Origin of the sequence: Agrobacterium sp. CMT1 (assembly GCF_037203725.1) — a bacterium.
In the GTDB taxonomy this organism is placed as follows: Bacteria; Pseudomonadota; Alphaproteobacteria; order Rhizobiales; family Rhizobiaceae; genus Agrobacterium; species Agrobacterium pusense.
In genome coordinates, this window is sequence record NZ_JBBCAR010000019.1 from 145,141 (window position 1) to 169,104 (window position 23,964).

The following is a 23,964-nucleotide window of genomic DNA, read 5'->3' on the forward strand; positions in this document are numbered from 1 at the left end:
GCTCTCCTTGTCACAGATTCTGTGCGTCATCGGTGGCTACGTAGATGCCTCTGAGGCCAACGCGGAGCGAAATACTACTGCCATAGGGAATGCTGAAGATGGAACTTGAAGATCTACGAACTTTTGTCGAAGTAGCTGATGCAGGAGGCGTTTCAGCCGCGGCCGTCCGGCTGGGTGTATCCAAATCGATCGTCAGCCGGCGGCTTATCAGGCTAGAGTCGGAGCTGAGTGTCCAGCTCCTTGCGCGATCCACGCGCGGAGCTTCGCTCACGGAAGCAGGGGTTGCCTTCAGAGACCATGCTGCTCGAGCCAGCGCTGAAATCCAGTTGGCCGAAGAGACCATCTTTCAAGGAAACGTACTTCGAGGGCGGCTGAAAGTCGCTGTCCCGTTGTCGTCAGGGGCAGTTCACTTCGCTCCTGTACTTAATCGGATTGCACTTCATCATCCCCATTTACAGATCGATGCTTCCTATAGCGACCGCCTCGTGGATTTGATCAATGAGGGTTTCGACTGCGCGATCCGCGTCGGTTCATTAAAGGACTCGAGCCTGATCACGAGACGTGTAGGCCGAATTTCCAGTAAGCTCGTGGCGAGTCCAAGCTACATACAACAGTTTGGGTCACCGGAGATTCCGCATGATCTAAGTTCACACCGAGCTTTAGTCGGAAATGAAGCCTGGCGGTTCGCAGATGGCGAAAACATTGTGACTGTGCGACCGCACGCGTGCTTCAGAGCAGACAACAGTGAGGCGCTCGCCAGTGCAGCTGTCGCTGGCCTGGGTATAGCTTATCTCCCAAACTGCGTCACTCATCGATTCATCGAGAGCGGTGCACTTGTCCAAGTGATGCATAATTTTGCGGTACCGGAAGCCGATGTTCATGTCGTACGACCGAATAATCCGCATCCATCACGAAAGGTGCGCGTTCTTTCAGAGTATTTAGCCGAGTCATTCCTTAAAGATAAGCATAACAGGATTGATGCCTGATGCTGCCACAAATGCTGGCAAGAACGCCCATCGCTTATTGGAAACTACCGCGACCACTTCTTTACAGGAGGAGGCATTGGCAAACAAAACTACCCCACAAAATGATCTGTTCAACTTTGCAGATGAACAATTTCATCGAACTCTTGAGGAAATTTGCTGGTGGGTTGAAAATTGCCTACCCGACGACCGAGCGGTCGAGGTTTGGGTCGAATTCCAGAATGATGACTCTCGACCAGATCCGGAGTCAATCCATGGCTCGACTTGCCCCAACGGAGAAAGTTGACCACTCGCTCACGAGCGTGATGATGCTCTGGGTGTATTTTTGTCGGCCAAACAGCAATATCGTTGTTAGTCCGGCAGATGAGCAAGCCTCTCATCCGAAGCTGATTGGTAGTCCTCAAGTGTCATAAATTCCGGCAGGAACGCGGCGTCACCGGATCGCAGAACGGCAGGGTGCTGGCGCGGCGGATCGCTTGCGCGAGGCGATCGTTGGTCTCGGCAACGGTCGGGACTTGTCCGTATTTAACCGCTGCCCTGCTGATCGTTTCGTCGATGACCCGCATGGCTGCGGCCACGGTGGCGGCGCACAATCGAACCTCGAAATCCGTTGGCGAAAGATCAAGTCGCGAAGCAATCACACCTGCCATCGTCATTTCCGTCATTCGTGTCGCCATGAAAAAAGGTTCGAGCAGGGCGGGTTCGTCCTCCAGTCGCGCGATGAGGTGCACGACCAACCTTCCGTCTTCTATTTCCTGGGCGTCAATCTTGCTGAAGTCGTAGGCCAGTTCCAGAAACCGCTCTACAGATATATCAAGGGGCCAGTTCTTGAGCTTTTCGGCAAAGCGTTGCGATGTCAGTGCAAAGAGCGGCTCGATGCAGCTTTCCTTCGTGCGGAAATAACGCCAGAGGGTTCGCCTCGAGATACCGGCCGCACCAGCGATCTCGTCGCCGCTGGTGCCCGCAACCCCTTTCTCGAGGAATAGACGCGCGGCGCTGCGTGCCACGTCGATGTGTGCGCCTTGCCGAATCGTTCTGCTCATATCGATCTCCGCCTAAAGCAAACCCAGAATATGGCAATATGTGCCTACTTCACCAAAATAATGCGCTTATACGCTCACGGATCTCGCCACTTATCGCATCACAATAATGACACTAAGTGTCACTATTGGTTCACTCGGGCCAGGAACAGGGGGCTTGTCGACACCATTCGCGAGGAAACATCGATGAGAACAACTACCGCCATCGCGGTGTCGCTGGTCGTCCAGTTCAGCAGCGTATGTGCACAACCCCAGGAGAACGACATGTCAAAGATCACCTATCCGGAGACGGAGCGCGTCAATGTAACGGAGGAGCACTTCGGCCGGACCGTCGTGGATCCCTACCGCTGGCTGGAAAATGAGGCCACCAATGATCGGGCTGTTGCTGCCTGGATCGAGACGCAAAACAAGGTGACGCGGGCCTATCTAGATATGCTTCCCGGTCGCGATATCCTGAAAGACCGGATGACGCGCCTGTTCGATTACGAGCGCTATACGGTCCCTCGCAAGCGCGGTGACCGGTATTTCTTCACCTTGCACAAAGGCCTTGAGAACCAGCCTTCCTTGTATGTCCGCGATGGTGCCTTCGGCAACGTTCGTCTTTTGCTTGATCCCAACTCTTGGTCGGACGACAACGCCGATGCGATCGGCGAATGGAGCGTCTCAGACGATGGCGGCTACGTGGCGTTCAGCGTGCAGAAGGGCGGTAGCGACTGGCGGACCATCCGGGTACTCCATGTCGAGAGCGGAAAGGAACTTGGGGATGTCGTGGACTGGGCCCGGTTCACGCGCATCAATTGGGCTCCGGATAATTCAGGCTTCTTCTATTCGCGCATGCCGGAGCCGGTTCAAGGTGCTGAAGGCGCGGCCATCGCCAATCATGCCGTCTATTTCCATAAGCTCGGAACGCCCCAGGCAAATGATCGCCTGATCTATTCGTCGCCCGATCGACCGGGCCTGCTGCATGTCGCCGATCGCGCGGAAGGCGGACGGTATCTCGCTATCTCCTCGACACCGGGAACGAACGAAAATGCACTCACCGTTGTCGATCTCGCGTCCAGGAATTGGAAGACGAAGACGATCGTGCCGCATATGGACGCTGAATGGTCTGCCATCGGCAATGACGGCAGCAAGCTCATTCTTGTCACCACCGACGGAGCCGAGCGCCGGCGCGTCGTCTCGCTTAACCTGGCCGTGCCCGATCCGCACGCAGTTGAGATCGTCGCCGAAGATGCCGACAACGCGGTTCTGAATGATGCCGCGCTGATGGGTAAGGGACTTTTCATCGCCTATCTCGTCGATGCCAAAACGGAAATTCGACGCTTCAGCATGAGCGGCGCTTTCGAGGGGACGGTCGGGTTGTCCGGTATCGGTACCGCGGGCGGCTTTCAGGGCCATCCGGGCGACACGGAGGCGTTCTTCGGCTTTACCGCCTTCGATGCGCCAACCGCGATCTATCGATATGACACGCAGACCAATACCGTTAAGCCTTGGGCGGAGCCAAAGGCTTCTCTTGATCCGAACGATATCACCGCCGAACAACGGTTTTATCGGTCGAAGGACGGGACCGAGGTGCCGATTTTTATTGTACGCCGTAAGGACGTCACGACAGCTGCCCCGACGCTGCTCTATGGATATGGCGGCTTCGGTATCCCTCAGCTTCCCTATTACAATCCTATCCAACTCGCCTGGGTGGAGCAGGGCGGGGTATTAGCGATCGCCGGCATCCGCGGGGGCGGGGAATATGGCAGAGCCTGGCATCGCGCCGGACAGCTCGATAAAAAGCAGAATGCGTTCGACGACTTCATCGCCGCTGGCGAATTCCTGAAAAAGACCGGCATCACCGCATCGAACGGGCTTGCCGTACAGGGCGAATCCAACGGCGGCCTTCTGGTCGGGGCGGTGACGAACCAAAGGCCCGATCTGTTCGACGTCGCGCTGCCGGGCGTCGGTGTGATGGACATGCTTCGCTTTGCCAAGTTCACTGCTGGAGGGTTCTGGATCAGCGAATTTGGCGATCCGTCCCAAGAGCCGAATTTCCGCACCATAGTGACCTACTCTCCCTATCATACGATCAGACAGGGCGCGGACTACCCGGCAATCCTGGCGACGACTGCCGAAGCCGACGACCGGGTCGTGCCGGCGCACACGTTTAAATACATCGCTGCTTTGCAAGCCGCCGACCTCGGGTCGAAACCGCGTCTGGCCCGCATTGAGACGAGAGCTGGTCATGGTGCAGGCATGCCGATCGAAAAGGTCATTGCCCAGCACGCCGACATGTGGGCTTTCGCCGCCCATTGGACGGGCTTGAAAATTAGCTCGGTCGTGTCCGCCGACACAGATGGGGATACGGAACAACGGTGAATATATTCAATCCTGAAACGAACCCAAAATTCACAACGACCGCGAAATCTCGACCTGCTAATCCTGGACTAAGGAAAATGAGATGACCAAAACATCCTGCCCTATCCCGTCGCCCGACCAGCGAAAGTTTGTTGAAATCCAGCAGGCGGCGGAGCGCCATATGCTCGATAAAGTCATCAGAGCCATCAACGACGCCGCTATCGAGGTTGGCGACGGACTAAAAGAGGCGGGGCTGGACCTCGAGCCGACCAGTAGGGAATATTTTATGTTTGCCGTGCAGCAGATGACGTTCGTCCGCCTGTGCGGCGGCGATGCCGACACGTTGCAAGGCGGCGATCCTGAAATCGGTCAGCGGATCGTAAACAACGGCCAGGGAATCATAGATACTTACTGGAAAGCCGACGGACATTAGTCTATTGGAAGGCGGGAAAGGCCAGCGATGCTTAGGTTTGTCCTGCTTGTGACGGCGCTGTTGCTGATTTCACAGTTCGCCAGTCATTACCCCGACGAGGATAAAATTGTCCCTCTTAGTGACCTAGAGCGCCAGTATACTGATAGAGGCCCATCGAAACCTTCCCGTGTGACCTCCAGCTTGCCCTGTGATCGCAAGGACAATCTTTGTGACATTTGGTATCCGTCAGACATAGGGCAAGGAGCGCCCCGCCCGGCAATACTATGGGCCAACGGGACGGCGAACGGACCCGTAGAGCCAGAGGTCTACGATTACCTGCTCTCACATATTGCAAGTTGGGGTTTCGTCGTTATCGCCACCCGTGACCCTAGGACCGGGTATGGAGACACGGTGCTCGATACCCTCTCGTATCTTCACCGGATCACCAATGATCAAAACAGCATGTTTTACAATCGGGTCAATTTCGAACGCATCGGCGCGGCGGGGCATTCACAAGGGGCAACAGGAGCGATAAATGCCATGTTGAAATCAAGCGGGAAGGTTCGGACCTCTGTAGCTTTTCAGCTGCCACAGCAACGGTGGTGTTCGCCCGCGGACCTTTGCGTGCTGACGGAGGAACTCCAAGCAGCTTCGACGGGATCAATATTCTACGTCGGAGGGACACGCGACTTCATCATTTCCCCCGACAGGCAATGGATCGGCTCCGATCTCAATTCCCTCACAGCTTACTACGACGCAACGCCCGATCGCTTGCTCAAGGTAAAGGGCCTCGTTAAGGGTGCCAACCATAATGACATACTTGGAAAGCCGGACTGTGACTCCGCAGAGGTAGGCGGCCCATTGACCTGCACCCGTGGCGTACAGGCTTATTTAGGTATCTCCACCGCTTGGTTCGTCTCACAACTTAAAGACTCCAAGCCAGCGTCGGAATTCTTTCGGACGAGGCACGGGGCGTTCTTCTCAGCGGCGAGCTGGACAGAGCAGGTCAGCAATATTCGATGATTGCAAAGCCACTGCACGTTATCAGCGAGTCCTTAAATTGGTAACGCATGGATATCTACGCGGCTCGATGCTCAATCGTGCAGCATAAGGTGAAGACACGATCCTCGTCATGTGCTTCACCTCCAAGATTGTCAGAAAAAATCAACACCACACCGACAGCGGAAGGGAATCTCGCAGACGTACAATGTTTTTGTCGATGATCGCGCAATGCTTGTGTCCTTCGCCCGACACATATCGATAAGATGTCGAGCCGGTTAAGCTGGGGCGGTTCGAGCCCGCTCCAGCTCAGGGTTAACCTTCGATGAAGGCCAGTATGTCGGCGTTGAGCAATTCGGCATTGATCGTCAGCATGCCGTGCGACAATCCGGGGTAAGTCTTTAGCGTCCCCTTGACGAGCAGTTTGACGGATTTTTCAGCCGATGCGGCGATCGGCACCACTTGGTCGTCTTCGCCATGCAGCACCAGTGTGGGCACGGTGATCCTCTCGAGATCTTCTGTTTGGTCGGTTTCGGAGAAGGCCTTGATGCCGTCATAATGCGCCTTCGCGCTACCCATCATGCCTTGGCGCCACCAATTCTGGATCACCCCTTCATATACATCTGCACCCGCGCGGTTGAAGCCGTAGAAGGGGCCTGCCGGCACGTCGCGGAAGAACTGGGCTCGGTTGTCGGCAAGCGCCGAGCGGAAACCGTCGAACACGCCAATCGGAGTGCCCTCTGGGTTGTCGGCGGTTTTGAGCATCAGCGGCGGTATAGCTGCAACGAGTACAGCCTTGGCTACGCGGCCCGCCGGCTCGCCGTGCACTGCGACATAACGAGCTACTTCGCCACCGCCCGTGGAATGACCGATGTGGACCGCGTTGCGAAGGTCTAGCGCATTGGCAAGCGCAAGAGCATCAGCTGCGTAGTGGTCGATGTCATGTCCGCTATCCACCTGTTCGGAGCGCCCATGGCCGCGGCGGTCGTGGGCGATGACCCGATAGCCCCTCGACAAGAAGAATAACATCTGTGCGTCCCAATCGTCGGAGCTGAGCGGCCAGCCGTGGTGGAAGACGATGGGCTGGGCATCCTTAGGTCCCCAATCCTTGTAGAATATCTGGACGTTATCATCGGTTGTTACAAAACCCATTTCGATATCTCCTTTCGAGGCTTCTTTGCGGAAGGGAATTGCAGCCTTGGCAGAATAAATTGGAAACTCCAAAAGTTGCTGCCAGCGCTGATGTGGAAACAAGCAACCTCGTGACCGATCATTTGCTGGCTTGGTTTGAGGAAGGCGTGGAACGCGGCCGAGGAACCCGCCGCCCGTCATGCAACCTGCCAGCCGGGCGGTGGACATGATAGTGGCTTCCGGCGTGAAACTGTGTCGCTAAAGGAGCAACGCGAACAGGCTCAGGCCGTGTCAATGCCACGCAGGCCGTGGTTGGCTCGGGTTGCTATGTGATCTATGCTGGCCGAATGCTTTCTCATGCTCAATGCAGCGTCGACCGCGAATGCGGTGATTGGCCGAGATTGTCGTTGAAGGTAAAGGCATTTTTACGAAGGCTTTGCATGCACAACTGATGTGAGGAGTTTTCCCCGAAGGCCAATTTTTTCAAAAACGGGCTTACCTTCTGCCGGTGTCTGCAGACACACGAAGAGATTTCCTTCGGGGCGGAGACATTATAGTTGGTCCCTCCGGCATGTTACTAGTCGCGACATCCCGAGACCAGCCAATTGCAATGACTGACATCTATGAGACTGTTGCTGATGCCGCCAAAACCAAATACCCCGCTTACATCGCAAACTCTCATCCCAGGAGCAAATTGCTCTAGGAAGCAAGAAACCCGGTCCGCACCGAAGATTTCCTCGGCTACCTATCGGCCGAAGCAGTCCGCTGCTTGCTGGAGACTATAGCGAGAAGTTCTCGCGAAGGGTGGCCAATCAAACAGGTGGACATAGAGGGTGTGGTGCGGCTGTTAAATGGCGGCACTTAGGGCCGCCCTTTGGGTTGCCGGGAGCTCGGAACCTGCATCCACGCTTACGAAGGCGATAGCAGCTTTTGAAATTGTTGCCCCGCATGCAGAGGCATATTCAAGCGCCCACCTCCTGTGAATCTAGGTCCGTTGCTGTCGTCGCAAGGTCGCTAGATGCATCCTACAGGTCGGCCATTGACATACGCTGCGTATGACAACATCTAACATGCGATCCGTACTTTAACGGTACGTAACCACAAAGAGGCATTGACCATGACAAAACCTGAAATGTTCATTACGCCGGGCTACGGAGAGAAGCTCCGCGACCTCCTGCACTACTCACAGGCAGTAAAAATTGGTGATCGTGTTGAGATCTCGGGACAAGGAGGATGGAACGACAACTTGGAAATACCCGAAGCCATCGAGGATGAGATCGAACAGGCTTTCGAAAATGTTGAGCGAACACTAGCGACGGCAGGCGCAAGTTGGAAAAATGTCGTGCATGTAAATTCATACCACGTTGGCGGCTTTCCCCCAGTTGTTAACGAAACAATTTCTAGGCTTTACCGCAAGTACATGCCCGATCGCCCCCCGATCTGGACACAAACGGGCGTTGAAGCGCTCGGCCTGCCAACAATGCGCATCGAAATCCGCGTGACGGCAATTCTGAATTAACGCAGAAGGAAGTTGAGGAAGGGGGCTGACATTGCCGCGACTCGTCACACAAGCGAGTTTAATGAGCAGCCGGATTTGGTCCTAACTGACAGATGGGTTGGGTCATCGATTTTCTCGGGCCGTCGAAAGCGCAATGTTGACGGACGGCCCGCTGATGCACGTGCTTAGTATAGCTCTTCGAAAACCCGCTCGCCGATGAAGTCAATGAACGCGCGAACTTTCGGAACTCTTGCCGACATCGGCGGCCAGACGAGTGACACGCTGCCGCGATCCTCTGTGTAATCCTCCAGAACAGCTTGAAGTCGGCCAGCAGCGACGTCCTCACTCACCAGATAGCTTGGTGCCTGAATGATACCCAGGCCGCCAAGTGCAGCGGATGCTAATGCTTCGCCATCGTTCAGGACGATTGTCGGCTTGATAGGCTTTGCTTCTTGTGAATTTTTGAATGACCAGATCTCCGGCCGACCGGTAGTCGGAAAGCGATAATGGATGCATGAATGATGATGCAGATCTGCTGGAGTTAAAGGAATCCCCTTCCGGGAAAGATAAGTGGGCGATGCGCACGTGGTGAACTTGTGCGGCCCAATCCTTCGCGCGCGCAAGGTTGAGTCGTCTAGTTCGCCGAGCCTCAGGACAACATCGTAGCCACCTTCGACGACATCCACTTTCACGTCGTCCAGACTAATATCGGTTGTTATATCAGGAAAACTGATCTGAAAGTCACGAAGAGCCGGCATAATGATCTTGCGCCCTAAAACCGTTGGTACGCTAACCTTCAGACGGCCGCGCGGCGCCTTTTGCAGAAGATGAAGCTCCGCTTCCGCATCTTGCAAATCTTTTAATATACGTGTGACGTATCGGTAGAGCACGTCGCCTTCGCCGGTCACAGCGAGCGATCGGGTCGTGCGATACAGCAAACGCACACCCAAGCGCGCTTCGAGCCTCTCCACCGCCTTGCCAACTGCAGATGCCGATAGACCGAGTTTTCTCCCCGCCGCCGCGAAACTTCCTGTTTCCACGGCGACCGAGAAGGCAACGAGGCCGCTCAACGACTCTATCGAAAGTATTGCAGACATTATGTCCGGTATGATGCGACGGATATCCCTATTCCGTCAATGGCCGGCATCGTTCAGATTCAGATTGCTGGAACGCTGACGCGGATCCTTGCCGAACTGGAGGACCAGCTTCGGATGCAAACGACCCTGTTCGTTTGCTCCCCGTCGGCTCCCCGTCACGGATAAAGGTTACAGGATAACGCACGTGCGGAAGATTGTACTTGAACGCCTGAAAAGAACGCTAATGGTTTGGCTTGCCGTCTATCCCAGTGTTCTACTGGTTGTATCTCTTACCGCCGACTGGATGCAGGATTGGCAATTACCGCATCGCGTGCTGGGCGCGACGATAATAATCGTCCCGATCGTTACGAACATAACTGAGCCTGCAGTCCGCACAGCAGCCGGCAAAATCGAAGAGGCACTCCTGCAGAGGCGAACCAACGCTAGGCCGTGATCTCCTTCCCCTTAGACCAGGAATTGACTGATATCGGAGGTACGAAGATGGCATCCCACAGTGCAACGAACCGGAGAGCGTTTAATTGGATCAACGGGTCTCAGTGCCTGGAAGGTGAGTTAAGAGCTTCGATCGATCCCTCGACCTACAACGTGATCGGCTACTACCCAGACAACGGTTTGGAGGCTGCAAAAGCGGCTGTGGCAGCAGCGTCCAAAGCATTCCGGGAAACGATATGGGCTCACGACCACGAACTGCGGGCGCGAGTGCTGGAACAACTGGCGTGTGCCTTCGAGCGCAATCGTGAAAAGCTGCTCGATATCTTGTCATTGGAAAACGGCAAGGTAAAGGGCGAAGCCGCATTCGAACTGGACATGGTGCCGAGCAAGCTTCGCTACTCGGCCGCGACCGCGCTGGTTGAAGGTGGCAGGGTGATAACGCCAAAACCCGGCAGCATCTCCCTCGTTCTACGCCAACCAATGGGTGTTGGGGCTGTGATCGCACCTTGGAACTCGCCGGTTATCCTGACAATTCGATCGCTTGCTCCCGCGCTTGCTGCCGGTTGCACCACGGTCATCAAGCTCCCCGCCCAAGTGGCACAGATCGCGAGCGTTATGGCGGAGGTCATGGCCGAAGCCGAGGATTTGCCGAACGGCGTGATCAATCTGTTTTTCGAAAGCGGCCCGGAAGGCTCCGGCTATCTGGTGGCTTCGCCGGACGTGCCAGTCGTCAGCTTTACCGGATCGACACGCACCGGGCGTGCCATTAGCAGCACCGGGGCAAAGTACCTCAAGCGCTTCGGCATGGAGCTTGGCGGAAAGACGCCGATGATTGTTTTCGACGATGCAGACACCGAGGCGGCCTTGCCGGTATTGGAAAAGGCACTGACGGTCTTTAGCGGCCAGTTCTGCATGACGGGTTCCCGGTTGCTTGTGCAGAATGGGATATACGAAGCTGTTCGCGAGGAACTGGCTGTGCGGTTGCGTAAAGTCAAGGTCGGCCCCGCCGCAGATCCCTCCAGCGATATGGGACCCTTGATTGACCGCGAAAACATGGCGCGGGTTGATGGGGTCGTCGAGGCCGCCATCTCAGCCGGCGCATTGGTGATCGAACGTGGCGGCCCTATCAACGATGGCCCACTCGCGAGGGGAGCCTTTTTCCGGCCAGCGCTTCTGGAAGTCTCCGATAACACGCTTGCCATCATTCAGGAGGAGACCTTTGGCCCTGTACTGACGATCCAGCGGTTTTCCGAAGAGGCGGAAGCGATCCGTCTTGCGAATGACAATGAGTACGGACTGTCTGCCAGCATCTGGACGCGCGATGTCGATCGATCCTTACGAGTCGCGCAGGCGCTCGAAGCCGGCTCCGTATGGATCAATGATTGGGCGAAGGTTTACGACGGGACGGAAGAGGGCGGATTCAAGCAGTCTGGCCTTGGCCGTCTCAACGGTCTCGCGGCCCTAGATGATTTTATCGAACACAAACACATCGCGCTCAAACCGGGCTTGGCGCAACGCTAACAGCCTAATTCAAAGCTGCTTAAAAGGAGAAGATAACATGTCTATCAACAGTCTGTCTAAAGCCGAGCCTGCGTCCCCGACGTCGCCTTTGGCGATCTTGCAATCGATCTTGTCGAACCCGACTGACCTTGAGTTCGTCAAACAATTCACGACAGATGACTTTATCTATGTGTCGCTCAATTACGAGCATCCAGAGTTGAAGCGGATCATGCCTTGGGCTGGTACCAATGAAGGTACTAAAGGGCTGGTTCAGACCTTCATCGATGTCGGACGTTACTGGACGACGGATAACTTCGAAATTCAGGATACTTTCGAAAACGGCAACGGCGCAGCGATCTTCGGCACGTTTACCTACACATCAAACGTTCTTGGTAAAACGGTGACTTCGCCATTTTCTGTTCTCGCGCGTGGCGAGCGCGGCAAGCTCTCGTATGTGCAGTTCATGGAGGATACGTTCGCCACCGTCCGCAGCTTCAGGGAAGGCGGCGAATATATTATAAAGGCAAGCCCGGACGGATCCCCTATCGCCGTATAAGACAAATTTTACATCCCTGTGACTTCACTGTCATTCTGCATCAAGCAGGCATGTGTGACGACATGCCTGCATATCGGTCAGGTAAGCATCTCTGTCAGTAGCCGCCACTTGCTCATGTGGGAGCCGCTGGCTCCACGAGGTTACGGATCCGACTGGCGACTTGGCGGCGGTGGGTCACAAGCTCGAAGCGCCCGGTGTCGAGAAGGTGCCGCTCTTGCTTGGAGAGATCACTTTGGTAGGCTAGTGGACGGGGTGGGAAGAAGGCTGGATCATGCCGTCCCCCAGACTTCAAAAAATGACGAGTGGTTCACCGGAAAAATGAGCTTGGTAGGCGGGATAGAGCGAACGTTGCTCCGATAATCATAGATCAATTTTGATTGAGTTTATTCGGTGTCCAGTCCGGGCATCTACGTTTTGCTGAGCTTATATCGATCAAGACAGAGCAACTCGGGAGCAGCGCCAGTCCCACACGCGGATCACGGATTGTCTGGCGACAGGGACGTGCGGCACGCGCCCCAAATGGTTGAGTGGGCTTACGCCAGCAAATTTGCCAGCGCCCCCACCCGTCGCTAAAACACCCGTAGGCATTGCCGTTTTGCAAGATGATGGCAGAAATGCGTTTCGCGTGGCTTCATTAAGAGCCGAAGCCCGACAGGCGCTCTGTAACCAGAATGTGGAACGCGCATGGTGGGGACATCTTCGCATTTTTCGATCGCCTTTTCGAGATTCTCGAACGTAAAAGCAACGCGCTCCCTTCCTGCTCCTTTGTCTTGTCAAAACTCCAAGATTGGGTGCAATAACACGGTCTTCCGCCAGCAGTTGCTGCCGGAAGACCGTGGAGAAGTAGGAGCACCGGGGGCTAAATCAGCCCCCCGTTAAATGAAATCCATCTCATCGACGGTCACGGTGCAATGGTGAGCCTATAACGGTTCGCCTCTCTTTGTGGGTGCCGAAGTCTATGCCCGGCGAAAAGTCCTTGCTCTACAGATTCCAGCAGCGACCTTCGCTACAAGGACTTAGGCTAGTGCACCCGCGTCGGCGTTCAGAATTGCGCCTGTGATCACGCTCGCCGCCGGGCTCGCAAGGAACACCACGGCATTGGCGACTTCACGCGGCTCACCATAGCGTCCCAAGGACGTCATACTGCGCTGGAAATCGGCAGCGGCACCGTCTGCCGGGTTAGCATCTGTGTTCGTCGATCCAGGCTGAACGAGATTAACTGTGATACCCTGCGGACCGAGATCGCGTGAGAGACCGCGTGTGAATGAGGTCAGCGCTGCTTTAGACATGGCGTAAGGCGTTATGCCTGGAAATGGTACTTTTTCTCCAAGTCCTGAACCAATTGTAATGATCCGCCCGCCTTTACCGAGATGCGGGATGACATGCTTGGCAAACAAGACGGGTGCCCGCACGTTGACATCCATAAGGGTCTGATACTCATCGAGGTCGAGATCCACAATCGTACCCATGTGCCCGATCGCGGCGCTGTTGACGAGTATATCAATTCCACCAAGCTGCGAAACTGCCTCGGTAACCGATCGCGCAATCGCTTCAGGATCGGCGCTGTCGGCTTGAATGGCAACAGCTTTACGCCCGAGGGTCTCAATTGTCTTGACCAGCTCCTCGGCTTTTTCTTTCGCGCGCTGATATGTAAACGCAACATTGGCGCCATTTTCCGCGAGTCCCAAGGCAATGGCCGCACCGATACCGCGAGCTCCGCCTGTGACAAGCGCTCTCTTACCCATAAGTTCAATCATCTATTTGCCCTTTCAAGACATTTGTCGACCGGGCGGACACGAGAGATAACTGCGCCGCCCTATTTGCTCGTTCTTTATCTCGTGCGCCTCGCGGCCATCTCCTAGTGGCGGAAAACGCGAAACAATGTCGCAAAACGAGGAACACTGTCGAACGTAGAACGGTACGGGCAGGGATAAGCAGGAAAGACGGTGTCTTCATTCCCGATTGTTCCGAATATTTGCCTGATCCTACCAAAATTGCCGGTACAGGCTCCAGGATTCCGGTCACAGGCTTCCTGGCTGCCAGAAAATTTCGACTGGCGAAGTTGACTTGTGCATGCCCGAGGCTGGTATCTACTTCGGCCGCGTATGGACGCGAGGGCCATTGGTTTCGGATGCCGCAGCGATCAAAACTACTGCCCAGACGCTTTTGCTCGCCACAAGCGCAACGTTTCTGCGGCTCATCGAGAAGAGCCAGTTAGGGCTGGGCAGGTCGTTGGACCGGAGCCAAGGTATTAATGAAGTTCTTCTCCACTCGGCTCTTGTTGGATTGCAGCGATCGCTACGGCTCTGCTGTCTTTGATGGCGGCTACCTACAGTCCCTGAACGCCTCCTGCTGCCCCTGGCATTACTAGACGCATTCCGTTGGACGCGAGCGATGATCGGGGATGCGTTCCTGTTCGCGCGACAGACTTTTGCGTTTGTTGACACTACTCACGTTGAAATAACAAACATACCTATTAACCTGGCGATTTTAGGCCACGCTGATTCCAGGCTACGAGGCCTTTATGATGAAGACATTCAATATTGCTATAGCCGGATTTGGGAATGTGGGACGGGCGACCGCGACTCTGCTTCTCTCTCGCCGCATGCGATACCGGAAGGTGTATGACGCCGATGTTAGACTGGTCGCAGTCTGCGGATCACAAGCTGGCTTGTTTAAAACCGGTGGCTTGGAAGAAGAAGACTTGGGCACGCTGGAGGAAGGTTTCGCAGGACCCGAATTTATAGAAAAGAGTGGTGCGGATATAGTAATTGAATCGGGTCCAAGCGATTTTCGTACAGGAGGGCCGGGCCTTGCCTATCTTCGTTCAGCGTTGGCCGTCGGTCGTGACGCGATCGTAGTCTCGAAGGGCGCTCTTGTGCATAGCGGCACGGAGTTGCGTAACTTGGCGACGAACTCCGGAGCAATGCTTAAACTCAGCGGCGCAGCTGCGGCGGCCCTGCCTACCATCGATATGCTGAACCACAGTCTTAAAGGCTGTCAATTCGTGGAGATAGAAGGCATATTGAATGCCACTACCAATTATCTGCTCGATGCGATGGTGCTCCGCGGGGTCGGCTTTGACATCGCCCTACGCGAGGCACAAGAAGGAGGCTTCGCCGAGGCCGATCCTCGCAACGACACCGAAGGATGGGATACTGCCTGTAAGCTTCTGCTTATTGCCAATTTCGGCCTAGGCGCCAATCTCAAAATGGACGATATCAAGGTAGCTGGTCTTCAGTCAGTCACTGCAGAGCAAATCGACGAATGGCGCCATCGGCAGCTAGTCCCAAAACTTCTCGGCCGCCTTAACTTCGTTAACAACACACTCGCGGCCCAAGTGGGAATACTGCCTGTACCTCTTTCCGATACCTTCGCGAATGTTCGAGGGAAAGACAAGGCGATTCGCATCACTACCGACGTTATGGGCACAACAGTTGCGATCAGCTCAGGAAAAGAACCAGTTGCGACAGCGGCGGCCGCACTGAAGGATCTGGAGCATATTTTGGAGGCGAGGCATGCGGAATCCCGATCGGTCGTGCAGCTTTGACGGAGAGACACCTCAGCCCGGTTTAAATGTCTGACCAACCGATCAGCTGCCCGTCCCGGCAGGGGGAAACGACTGGAAGTAGTCATTGTTCGAAATTTCTCCCTTCGGGGGGGCGGCGGAGCCTCATGACTACGCAGAGAAAGCCAAGCCGCTTGGGCGGGTCGTGATGATCCCTTGATGCAAACGGGTCACGATAGCCGCTTTGCTAGGCAAGTGTTCCATCACCCAAGCAGCCTCCTGGCGGTTCGTCATCGGCTCAACTCAGGCAAAGGAGGCAAGCGAGATGAAGCGCGTTTCGTTCAAGAATAGGGATATCACCGTTGTTGGAAATCTCCATTTTCCCCCTCAATTCGATGGAAGCCGAAAATATCCGGCGCTCATCCTTGCGACGCCCGGAAGCAGCGTCAAGGAACAGATCGGGGCGATCTACGCTTGCCGCCTGGCAGCGCATGGATATCTCGCACTTACATTCGATCCTTCATTTCAGGGAGAAAGCGGCGGCCAACCGCGGGATCTTGAAGATCCGGCTTCTCGCGTCGAGGACATTCACTGCGCCGTCGATTATATGATGACGTTGCCGAACGTGGACGAAGATCGGGTCGGACTACTGGGTATATGCGCCGGTGGCGGTTACGCCATAAAGGCGGCTCTCACGGAGCGGCGCTTCAAGGCGGTCGGCACAGTTGTTGCCAATGACATCGGCGAAGCTTTACGGCGACTGCTTCCTGACTTCCGCAAAACCCTACAAGAGGTTGCGCAACAACGGACATCAGAAGCCCGAGGCGGCAGTCCACGACGCGATCCGTGGATCCCAGACACCCTGAAGGAAGCTAAGGCTGCTGGCATTGACGACCCCGACCTGTTGGAAGCAGTAATCTTCTATCGCGAGTCCTCATATCGCCACCCTAACTCCACAAACCGCATACTTTTTACTAGTTACGGCAGCATCTTGAGCTTTGATTCCTTCAGCCTCGTACCCGACCTGCTGACACAGCCTCTCCAGGTCATTGTCGGGGGTCGTCGCGGGACAACGGGTCAGTTTGAATCTGGCCGTCGTCTTTTTGACCTTTCGAAATCGAAGTTCAAGCACTTCCTCGCGGTCGATGGAGCTGGTCATTACGACATGTATTATAAAAACCCGTATGTCGAGCAGGCGGTGGAGCGGTTAGCGCTGTTCTATTCGGAACATCTTCGAACATAGTTGGCAAGGCAATGGATTTGGGTACCTACTCGCCGCTATCGAAGCAGGCGAGTAGCATTTCGATCAGGACACGCACCTTCCTGGCCGGATGCTGGCCCGGTGGCCTTATAATGAAGATGCCACCGGGCGGCGGCGGATAGCGCTTCATAACTTCCACAAGGGCTCCGGAAGCTATATGGTCGTCTGCTAGCCCATCCGGGACCCTGGCAATGCCTATCCCGGCCAGCGCGGCTGCTACAAGAGCAACGGCATTGTCGGCCTTGAAACGACCCTGCGGACGCGTCGTTATGATCCTGTCGCCATCAGTCACGTCCCACGTTTCTGTATCGTGCAGGAGAGCTTGATGGTTCAGCAGTTCATCCGGCGTTTCCGGAGAGCCGTACATTTTGATGTAGTCTGGGCTCGCAAGGAGTTTCCCGTGGATTGGGCCCACGCGCCTCGCAATGAGACTTGAGTCCTGCAAATACCCCACCCTTATGGCGCAGTCGAAGCCTTCCGATACAATGTCTACAATCCGATCTGTATAACACGACTGGACATGGAGCTGTGGATGGTCTTGGGCCATCTTGGCAAGAACAGGTGCGAAATGCGTCGGTCCAAAAGACAGCGGCGCAGCGACTCGTAACCGACCTCGCAACGTACCCGCTGGAAGGATTGTTTCGCGCGCGGCGTCGATTTCGGCTGAAATTCTGGCCGCGTAGTCACGGAAGGTGGTGCCGGCTTCGGTTAAGGCAGTACCGCGTGTTGTCCGCGAAAGGAGCTGTGCGCCAAGATCTGCCTCTAGCCGCGCGAGGCGACGGCTCACCATCGACTTTGAAATGCCGAGACGGAAAGCGGCTGGCGTTACCCCACCCGCATCGGCGACTTCTACAAATGTCCTCAGATCTTCGATATCCACTGTGCGTTCCCCATCCTGCGACACAGCTTAGCATAATCTGGGACTACCGCATCGCAAGGCAGAATGAGACGCTGTCTGAGGATGGTAATCGATGACCATCTCTCCATTTGCCTCAACGAACCGCCAACCTAGGATGTTATCCATGACCTTTCGTAACGGCCTCAATTCGCTGCTCCGACCGGAAGATTCCGTTCTCGTCTTGATTGACCACCAGCCATACCAACTTGCCAACGTTAACAGCCACGAGCCTACCATGGTGGTCAACAACACCGTAGGCCTTGCCAAGGCTGCGAAAGCTTTCGAAGTCCCTACCGTTCTTACCACTGTTATCGCCGAGCGCGGCGGCAACTTATTCCCTCAGATTGCCGATGTGTTTCCCGGCCAGGAGATCATCGACCGGACATTCATCAATACCTGGCAGGACCAGAAGGTCGTTGATGTCGTGAAAGCTACTGGGCGCAAACAACTGATCATCGCGGGTCTTTGGACCGAGGTCTGTGTGGCTATGCCGGCGATCCAAGCCGCGGGCGAAGGTTGGGATGTCACGGTCATCACCGATGCGTCCGGCGGCGTCTCGATTGAAGCTCACCAGGTTGCGATTCAGCGCATGATAGCCGCTGGTGTCAACGTGATGACCTGGCTAGCCCTCGCGGCGGAGTGGCAGCGTGACTGGGCGCGTGCAGAGCAGGCCGCGAAGGTCACCGACGTCATCGTGCAACACGTTGGTGGTAGTGGTATCGCTTACCTCTGGGAGCAGCAGCTACTTCATACGCCGGTACCGACCTCCTCTAGCAGCGGCGTATAAGCAAGGCAGGGATGGCGGTCGAGCGGACGGTCCTGGGCTGCTCTGTCTGGGCGCCACCCCTTTAAAATGCGTGCTGAATCTTACCGTTTTTAGGCATCTTAAGAACTGGATCTCCGCCGTCAGCAGCGGGAACGGCGCTGTCAGAACGAATTGTTTCGAAGAAGGTCTTATGGAAATCGGCATCGACAGTTTTGCGGCGATAATGACCGATCCGGCAACGGGTCGACATCCCACTGCGGTTGATCGAATGGCAGAACTCCTTGAAGAGGTCAGCACCGCTGATCGAGTGGGGATCGACGTCTTCGGAATTGGGGAGCATCATAGGGGCGAATTCCTTGATTCAGCACCGGCTGTGATTTTGGCTGCCGCCGCCGCACGCACCAAACGGATTAAATTGACTAGCGCCGTGACCATACTAAGCGCTGCTGATCCGGTTCGGGTTTTTCAAGAATTCGCCACTCTCGATCTTATTTCTCAGGGCCGAGCCGAGGTCATCGTCGGCCGAGGCTCTTTCGTTGAGGCCTATCCGTTGTTTGGGCTCGACACGCGCGACTATGATGCGCTTTTCGCGGAAAAGCTCGATCTTTTTTTAAAACTTGCAGACAGTACTCATATCTCTTGGGAAGGCCGTTTTCGTCCGGCCTTGCGTGGGCAAGGGGTGTTTCCTCGGCCTCATCAGCTTCGCCTGCCGGTATGGATCGGCGTTGGTGGAAGTCCCGAATCTTTTGCGCGGGCTGGCGCACTTGGTCTACCATTGATGGTCGCCGTTATCGGGGGCGGCTTTGACCGGTTCCGGCCATTGGTCGATCTCTATCGCGAGGCGGGAACTCGATCAGGTCACAGTCTTAAATCGCTGAAGGTCGGTGTGCATGCCATGGGATTTGTAGGAGACACAGATACCAACGCAAGGGATACGTTTTTCCCAGGTTGGGCGCACCTGACCGAGATTATTGGTCGGGAGCGTGGTTGGTCACCTCCGAGCCGCCAGCAATTCGAGGCCATGGCCGGTCCCGATGGTGCATTTTTAGTGGGAGATCCCAAAACAGTCTTGGCAAAGATCCTGCAAGCAGACCAAGTCCTCGGAGGCATTTCGCGCATCACTTTCCAAATGAGCACGGCGTCTCTGGAACCAGCAGCGATGCGCCGTTCTATTGAGTTACTCGGCAAGGAGGTCGCGCCTGCTGTTAGGGCTGCCGTGGCGACGGCGTGACCTACTGCTGACTGTGGAGTCTAAAAATGGTATCAACTTCTTGCTACCGCTCTGCTGTGGTCGTCATTGCTTGTCACTTGCCGGGGCGGGAGAGGGCGCTAAGTCTGGCCTCAAGAGGTTATAACGTCTTTCGGACCGCTGTGTTTGCGGAAGAGGTGCGCGATCTAGAAGACGCCTCCGGCGCGCGCATGAGCCTAATCGCATTTGGCGTAACCAAAAACAGATGGCATCACGACACGGGCCGAAGAAGTATCAGACGCACCGGATGGCGCTGGACTAAGTGCTCTTTTTGCATCATCAGCCGCTCCTCCCTTGGCCCGACCGCCGGTCTCCCCTTTGAGGCAATCAGCCAAGAGCTCGATTCCAGCGTTGCCGGTGCTCTGTCGGTCATGAAAGCGTTCTTTTCGGATCCCCTTCAATTCGATCGTCCATCCGCGACTTCAACAAAGGATCGAAGCCATTTCCAACGCTTATCGCGCCGAACCGAAAAGTTCAGGAATAGGGGTAGTGATCTCCTCTGCAAGTACGAGGAGGTTAATGCAGAAACCAACCGCATCTGCAGCGGTTCTTACGGCGACCGCTTCAGGCTTGTCGCGATGCAAAAGCAGCATGAACCGTGACGTTTGGAAGCTGAGAAATCGCTTTGTGCGGGACCCTCAGAATGTAATCGCGACACGGCAATCTTGTTGCGCTCCCTACAAGATATTTACCCACCATCAAGACCATTATCAGGTAGATACACGCGATCAACAGGAGACAAGCGAGAATGAGTTGGAACCCGGCACTTGAACCAGGATGTCCCGATGAGGTAGGTGTCGATGCTATCGACACGCTTATTGTCCCGCGGTCTCGTGACCTTGGCGGATTCGAGGTCAGGCGGGCTCTGCCTGCGCCGAAGCGCCAGATGGTCGGGCCCTTCATATTCTTCGATCAGGCGGGGCCGGCCGAATTATTGACAGGGCAGGGCGTCGATGTTCGACCGCATCCTCATATTGGCCTTGGCACAGTCACATATCTGTATCGCGGTGACTTTCACCATCGAGACAGCACTGGGGCAGACCAAATCATTCGTCCTGGCGAACTGAACTGGATGGTTGCCGGACGGGGGGTATCCCATTCCGAGCGGACGTCTGCGACCGCGCGAACTGGTCCCCATAGCCTTTTCGGGATTCAGACTTGGCTGGCCTTGCCGGACAGTCATGAAGACATGGAGCCTTCGTTTGAGCACCACGAAAAGCACGCGCTGCCGCTGATCGAGGACCATGGGTTATCAGTCAGGCTTATTCTTGGTGCGGCCTACGGTAAAACTGCGCCCGCGAAGATGTTGTCCGAGACGTTCTATGCGGACGTTGGTTTAGCCGCGGGTGCCCGCCTGCCCATGCCCGATGACCATGAGGACCGGGGCATCTATATCGTCGAAGGCTCAATCTCTATCGCGGGCCAGGATTTCGAGGCGCCGCAAATGATGGTGTTTCGCCCCGGAGATCGTATCACCGTCGCGGCGGGCGACCGCGGCGCAAGGCTGATGATCCTTGGTGGTGCGACGTTCTCAGGACCGCGATACATCTGGTGGAACTTTGTGGCTTCGTCTAGGGAGCGCATTGAGGAAGCCAAGGCGGAGTGGCGGGCAAAAGATTGGGGCAAAGGTCGTTTTGATCTACCTGCCAGCGACCGAGACGAACACATCCCGCTGCCTGAGTGAGCGCGCAGTAACAGGAACTGTTGGCTTTACCAGAGCGATTGGCCGCGCGCTCGTGCAAGACGCAGATAGAGCGGCATCAAGAACTGCAAGCCATTTCGGCGATAGACACGGTCGAAGAGCCGGTTGCGGAGGAGTAGCATGGAAGAGTTTGATCGGATTCGCAAAGCAGAAGAGGCTCTCCTGACAGCTGTCGATGAAGCCATCGAGGTTGCCGTTAAGACCGTTGAGCCTGAGGTCCAATCACCGGTTTTGCGGAGGTCGCCGGGCCACTATTTCGCCGACGCGGTCCTTCGTCGCATGTTCCTGCGCGTCTGCGGAGCAAATCCCGAAAATTACACAGGAGGAGATCCAGACGCGGCTTGGAAATTCCTGTACATGGGGCGAGCTGTCGCCCGCCATTGGGAAAGGGAGCGAGGTCGTCCGGCGACATTACGAAAGAAAAAGGATCGCCGAGAGGACATTGAACGGGACGCAAGCGAACAGCGACAGCTTTCCACTTCGGCCCATAATTTTGCATTGAAGACAGCGGTTCGCGTTCTCATTGCTCACGCACGCGTTTCAGACCCGGACATAGTTGACCGCATCAATGCGGTGATAGATGCCCGCCAGGCAGATATTGAACCAGCATCTGAGATCGACCGCAGATTCACGGAAGAAGCGAGGCTGTACGTGTCGTCCCTCGCACGTTCGCCTGGACGAAGAGAACGTTAGTTTGTCTATCCGGCGGTGAGAAGCCGCTCGCGATGGAGGCACCAATTATCTGGATGCTGCGGCGCATCTGCCCGTCGCCCGCTGGTTCCATCGCAGCCAAGGCACGTTGGCCTGGCTCAGCACTGTTCATACCCATGAGAACCGGCGTGGTCGCGACGATTTTGCAATAGAGCTTGAAGGTCAGCATCCTCCAAGAGAAAGCGGGTGGGTTCGTTCATCCAGGGATGTGTTGCTAGCAAGCCCAGGCTCTGTGTCGTGCCCGTGAAGGAACGGATCGGAATTGCGGTTTCGAGGTCCCTTGCGCTCTCCTCTTGAGAGTTATACTGTTTTTGAAAAACAGTATAACGCCGGAATCGAGCTAATGAAAATCGTTGATCTGATGTACCAAACTATGCTCGCCGAGCTGGGTCAGCGCTCGCTTGACGCTGCCTGGACGGCCGATTTCCCGCCGGAGGGCAGATTCACTCCGGCGAACATCAAGGGAAGGAAGTACTGGTATTTCGACATCCCGGATGGACACGGTGGTACGAAACGTCGTTATGTTGGTCCTGATGACGATCCGGATATAGCGCAGCGCGTATCTGATCATAAGCGGGACAAGGATGATCTACGCGCTCGCAGGCGGTTGGTAAATACCCTGACTCGCGAAGGCGGGATGATTTCCCCCGACGCGATGTCGGGCGATATCGTCGAAGCTCTCGCCAATGGGGGCCTTTTTCGACTTCGTGGCGTTCTCATCGGCACGGTGGCCTTTCAATGCTATTCAGGGCTGCTCGGCGTGCGCCTCCCTATGGCTGCCATACTGACCGGTGATGCGGACATCGCTCAGGATTATGCCATTAGTCGAGAGGTTGAAGATAGTCTGCCTCCGATCATGGAGTTGCTGCAGGAGGTCGACGCCAGTTTCCGGCCCGTTCCACATAGATCGGGATCAGCGGCTTCTTCGGCATTTCAGAATGTCGACGGCTACAGGGTGGAATTCTTGAAATCGAACCGCGGCTCGGACGACTACGTCGATCAGCCGGCAAAGATGCCCGCCCTTGGCGGTGCCAGCGCGGATCCACTACGCTTTCTCGATTTTCTCATCAGGGAACCCGTAAGGACAATATTGCTCCACCGAAGCGGCATCCCAGTCGTTGTCCCCGATCCAACTCGATATGCGGTCCACAAGCTCATCGTCGCCAGCCGCCGCCACACTGACGGGCAGGGGTCAGCGAAGCGTGAGAAAGACCTTCGCCAAGCCGCGCTGCTTTTTGAGGCACTGCAGCAGACAAGGCAATCCGCCGACTTGGCCCTCGTCTACAACGAAGCATGGGAGCGTGGGCCGGCGTGGCAAGAAGCTATCCGCGTTGGGGCGGGGATGCTGCCGGAACCAGACGCGGACCGGCTCAAAGCGGTCCTAATCGACGGCGCAAAGAAAAACCGCGAAGATGTTGAACTTCCGTTTGGCGAATAGAAAGCCGGGCTGCTGATTTCGTTGGAAGTGGCGCAGACAAACAGTGTGCCAGGGTCCAATCTGCTCAACAGCGGTCTGTTTTTATACTTAGACTGGGGCATCTGCCGCTGGGAAGAGACGTCATCTTTGTATGCCCGGACATGGTCAATGCGTGCTCGCAACTCAGGCGCCATATTCCGGCGGTTCGGGAAGTCAAGAAATAACCCTTAAAATGGCGGCAGCTAGACATCCAACGCCGAAACGTGATCCCTCCACCAGCGAGCGCGGTCCGGATCACCAGATGCAGATCGTTTGTCGTGATTTGCGGCTCGATCGCAACCCCGAAGTTTATGCTATCCTGCTCGACCTCCCTTCGATAGGGAGCAGCATTCGGAATTGGGATCCAGCGACACAAATACCGCGACGATAAGTGCATCTCATTTCATGGTATGCTCAACTGG

At 55.7% G+C, this 23,964-nt stretch carries 20 protein-coding genes and 1 pseudogene; 15 read left to right on the forward strand and 6 right to left on the reverse strand.

Annotated features, from left to right (window positions below; genetic code table 11):
• The first annotated feature begins 98 nt into the window (after nucleotides 1-98).
• Nucleotides 99-986 carry a LysR family transcriptional regulator gene (locus tag WA845_RS23685; protein ID WP_337322705.1) on the forward strand — a complete coding sequence of 296 codons (888 nt, stop codon included), beginning with the start codon at nucleotides 99-101 and terminating at the stop codon, nucleotides 984-986.
• A gap of 404 nt (nucleotides 987-1,390) precedes the next feature.
• Here the strand turns inward: WA845_RS23685 and WA845_RS23690 are convergent, their stop codons facing one another.
• Nucleotides 1,391-2,026 carry a TetR family transcriptional regulator gene (locus WA845_RS23690; RefSeq protein ID WP_337322706.1) on the reverse strand — a complete coding sequence of 212 codons (636 nt, stop codon included), beginning with the start codon at nucleotides 2,024-2,026 and terminating at the stop codon, nucleotides 1,391-1,393.
• 183 nt (nucleotides 2,027-2,209) lie between these two features.
• Between WA845_RS23690 and WA845_RS23695 the strand changes: the two genes are divergently transcribed.
• The 3 genes from WA845_RS23695 (at nucleotide 2,210) to WA845_RS23705 (ending at nucleotide 5,801) form a co-directional block, all read left to right on the forward strand.
• Entirely contained in the window at nucleotides 2,210-4,387 is a 2,178-nt protein-coding gene (locus WA845_RS23695) for a prolyl oligopeptidase family serine peptidase (RefSeq protein WP_337322707.1), read from the forward strand.
• Nucleotides 4,388-4,469: 82 nt separating this feature from the next.
• Nucleotides 4,470-4,799 (forward strand): hypothetical protein, encoded by a 330-nt coding sequence (locus tag WA845_RS23700; protein ID WP_337322708.1) that lies wholly within the window; start codon nucleotides 4,470-4,472, stop codon nucleotides 4,797-4,799.
• Nucleotides 4,800-5,189: 390 nt separating this feature from the next.
• A complete protein-coding gene (locus WA845_RS23705; RefSeq protein WP_337322709.1) occupies nucleotides 5,190-5,801 on the forward strand; it encodes a hypothetical protein in 612 nt (203 codons plus the stop codon).
• Between the two features lie 291 nt (nucleotides 5,802-6,092).
• Here the strand turns inward: WA845_RS23705 and WA845_RS23710 are convergent, their stop codons facing one another.
• Nucleotides 6,093-6,929: an alpha/beta fold hydrolase gene (locus tag WA845_RS23710; protein WP_337322813.1), complete on the reverse strand. Its 837-nt coding sequence runs from the start codon at nucleotides 6,927-6,929 to the stop codon at nucleotides 6,093-6,095.
• A 1,096-nt stretch (nucleotides 6,930-8,025) separates the two neighbouring features.
• On the opposite strand from WA845_RS23710, the gene WA845_RS23715 reads away from it, so the two are divergent.
• Nucleotides 8,026-8,427 (forward strand): RidA family protein, encoded by a 402-nt coding sequence (locus WA845_RS23715; RefSeq protein WP_337322710.1) that lies wholly within the window; start codon nucleotides 8,026-8,028, stop codon nucleotides 8,425-8,427.
• A 164-nt stretch (nucleotides 8,428-8,591) separates the two neighbouring features.
• On the opposite strand, the gene WA845_RS23720 is transcribed toward WA845_RS23715, so the two are convergent.
• Nucleotides 8,592-9,476 carry a LysR family transcriptional regulator gene (locus WA845_RS23720; protein ID WP_337322711.1) on the reverse strand — a complete coding sequence of 295 codons (885 nt, stop codon included), beginning with the start codon at nucleotides 9,474-9,476 and terminating at the stop codon, nucleotides 8,592-8,594.
• Nucleotides 9,477-9,983: 507 nt separating this feature from the next.
• On the opposite strand from WA845_RS23720, the gene WA845_RS23725 reads away from it, so the two are divergent.
• Both WA845_RS23725 and WA845_RS23730 read left to right on the forward strand, forming a co-directional pair.
• The gene (locus WA845_RS23725) at nucleotides 9,984-11,456 is read left to right on the forward strand and encodes an aldehyde dehydrogenase family protein (protein ID WP_337322712.1); all 1,473 of its coding nucleotides are present in this window, start codon (nucleotides 9,984-9,986) and stop codon (nucleotides 11,454-11,456) included.
• A gap of 37 nt (nucleotides 11,457-11,493) precedes the next feature.
• Complete coding sequence (locus WA845_RS23730) at nucleotides 11,494-11,991, forward strand: nuclear transport factor 2 family protein (protein WP_337322713.1); 498 nt, start codon at nucleotides 11,494-11,496, stop codon at nucleotides 11,989-11,991.
• A gap of 1,016 nt (nucleotides 11,992-13,007) precedes the next feature.
• Here the strand turns inward: WA845_RS23730 and WA845_RS23735 are convergent.
• Nucleotides 13,008-13,748 carry an SDR family NAD(P)-dependent oxidoreductase gene (locus WA845_RS23735; RefSeq protein ID WP_337322714.1) on the reverse strand — a complete coding sequence of 247 codons (741 nt, stop codon included), beginning with the start codon at nucleotides 13,746-13,748 and terminating at the stop codon, nucleotides 13,008-13,010.
• Between the two features lie 767 nt (nucleotides 13,749-14,515).
• On the opposite strand from WA845_RS23735, the gene WA845_RS23740 reads away from it, so the two are divergent.
• On the forward strand, nucleotides 14,516-15,541 hold the full coding sequence (locus WA845_RS23740) for a homoserine dehydrogenase (protein WP_337322715.1): 1,026 nt from the start codon (nucleotides 14,516-14,518) through the stop codon (nucleotides 15,539-15,541).
• 283 nt (nucleotides 15,542-15,824) lie between these two features.
• On the forward strand, nucleotides 15,825-16,742 hold the full coding sequence (locus WA845_RS23745) for an alpha/beta hydrolase (RefSeq protein WP_337322716.1): 918 nt from the start codon (nucleotides 15,825-15,827) through the stop codon (nucleotides 16,740-16,742).
• A 25-nt stretch (nucleotides 16,743-16,767) separates the two neighbouring features.
• Here the strand turns inward: WA845_RS23745 and WA845_RS23750 are convergent, their stop codons facing one another.
• Complete coding sequence (locus WA845_RS23750; RefSeq protein ID WP_337322717.1) at nucleotides 16,768-17,640, reverse strand: LysR family transcriptional regulator; 873 nt, start codon at nucleotides 17,638-17,640, stop codon at nucleotides 16,768-16,770.
• 142 nt (nucleotides 17,641-17,782) lie between these two features.
• Between WA845_RS23750 and WA845_RS23755 the strand changes: the two genes are divergently transcribed.
• From WA845_RS23755 to WA845_RS23780, 6 genes are all read left to right on the forward strand, one after another.
• Entirely contained in the window at nucleotides 17,783-18,445 is a 663-nt protein-coding gene (locus tag WA845_RS23755) for a hydrolase (protein ID WP_337322718.1), read from the forward strand.
• A 169-nt stretch (nucleotides 18,446-18,614) separates the two neighbouring features.
• Complete coding sequence (locus WA845_RS23760; protein WP_337322719.1) at nucleotides 18,615-19,655, forward strand: Atu2307/SP_0267 family LLM class monooxygenase; 1,041 nt, start codon at nucleotides 18,615-18,617, stop codon at nucleotides 19,653-19,655.
• A 26-nt stretch (nucleotides 19,656-19,681) separates the two neighbouring features.
• On the forward strand, nucleotides 19,682-20,275 hold the full coding sequence (locus WA845_RS23765) for a hypothetical protein (protein ID WP_337322720.1): 594 nt from the start codon (nucleotides 19,682-19,684) through the stop codon (nucleotides 20,273-20,275).
• 146 nt (nucleotides 20,276-20,421) lie between these two features.
• A complete protein-coding gene (locus tag WA845_RS23770; protein WP_337322721.1) occupies nucleotides 20,422-21,357 on the forward strand; it encodes a pirin family protein in 936 nt (311 codons plus the stop codon).
• Between the two features lie 138 nt (nucleotides 21,358-21,495).
• The gene (locus WA845_RS23775; RefSeq protein WP_337322722.1) at nucleotides 21,496-22,068 is read left to right on the forward strand and encodes a hypothetical protein; all 573 of its coding nucleotides are present in this window, start codon (nucleotides 21,496-21,498) and stop codon (nucleotides 22,066-22,068) included.
• Nucleotides 22,069-22,429: 361 nt separating this feature from the next.
• A complete protein-coding gene (locus WA845_RS23780) occupies nucleotides 22,430-23,524 on the forward strand; it encodes a nucleotidyltransferase family protein (RefSeq protein WP_337322723.1) in 1,095 nt (364 codons plus the stop codon).
• 125 nt (nucleotides 23,525-23,649) lie between these two features.
• Here WA845_RS23780 and WA845_RS25330 read toward each other — a convergent pair.
• A pseudogene (locus tag WA845_RS25330) lies at nucleotides 23,650-23,909 on the reverse strand (LysR family transcriptional regulator); the annotation flags it as partial.
• Nucleotides 23,910-23,964: the final 55 nt, after the last annotated feature.

Coding starts and splice junctions, on each gene's coding strand:
- WA845_RS23775 (WP_337322722.1), top strand. CDS start 21,496: ATGGAAGAGTTTGATCGGATTCGCAAAGCAGAAGAGGCTCTCCTGACA.
- WA845_RS23735 (WP_337322714.1), bottom strand. CDS start 13,748: ATGATTGAACTTATGGGTAAGAGAGCGCTTGTCACAGGCGGAGCTCGC.
- WA845_RS23725 (WP_337322712.1), top strand. CDS start 9,984: ATGGCATCCCACAGTGCAACGAACCGGAGAGCGTTTAATTGGATCAAC.
- WA845_RS23730 (WP_337322713.1), top strand. CDS start 11,494: ATGTCTATCAACAGTCTGTCTAAAGCCGAGCCTGCGTCCCCGACGTCG.
- WA845_RS23700 (WP_337322708.1), top strand. CDS start 4,470: ATGACCAAAACATCCTGCCCTATCCCGTCGCCCGACCAGCGAAAGTTT.
- WA845_RS23765 (WP_337322720.1), top strand. CDS start 19,682: ATGGTATCAACTTCTTGCTACCGCTCTGCTGTGGTCGTCATTGCTTGT.
- WA845_RS23685 (WP_337322705.1), top strand. CDS start 99: ATGGAACTTGAAGATCTACGAACTTTTGTCGAAGTAGCTGATGCAGGA.
- WA845_RS23780 (WP_337322723.1), top strand. CDS start 22,430: ATGAAAATCGTTGATCTGATGTACCAAACTATGCTCGCCGAGCTGGGT.
- WA845_RS23690 (WP_337322706.1), bottom strand. CDS start 2,026: ATGAGCAGAACGATTCGGCAAGGCGCACACATCGACGTGGCACGCAGC.
- WA845_RS23710 (WP_337322813.1), bottom strand. CDS start 6,929: ATGGGTTTTGTAACAACCGATGATAACGTCCAGATATTCTACAAGGAT.
- WA845_RS23755 (WP_337322718.1), top strand. CDS start 17,783: ATGACCTTTCGTAACGGCCTCAATTCGCTGCTCCGACCGGAAGATTCC.
- WA845_RS23770 (WP_337322721.1), top strand. CDS start 20,422: ATGAGTTGGAACCCGGCACTTGAACCAGGATGTCCCGATGAGGTAGGT.
- WA845_RS23740 (WP_337322715.1), top strand. CDS start 14,516: ATGATGAAGACATTCAATATTGCTATAGCCGGATTTGGGAATGTGGGA.
- WA845_RS23695 (WP_337322707.1), top strand. CDS start 2,210: ATGAGAACAACTACCGCCATCGCGGTGTCGCTGGTCGTCCAGTTCAGC.
- WA845_RS23715 (WP_337322710.1), top strand. CDS start 8,026: ATGACAAAACCTGAAATGTTCATTACGCCGGGCTACGGAGAGAAGCTC.
- WA845_RS23760 (WP_337322719.1), top strand. CDS start 18,615: ATGGAAATCGGCATCGACAGTTTTGCGGCGATAATGACCGATCCGGCA.
- WA845_RS23745 (WP_337322716.1), top strand. CDS start 15,825: ATGAAGCGCGTTTCGTTCAAGAATAGGGATATCACCGTTGTTGGAAAT.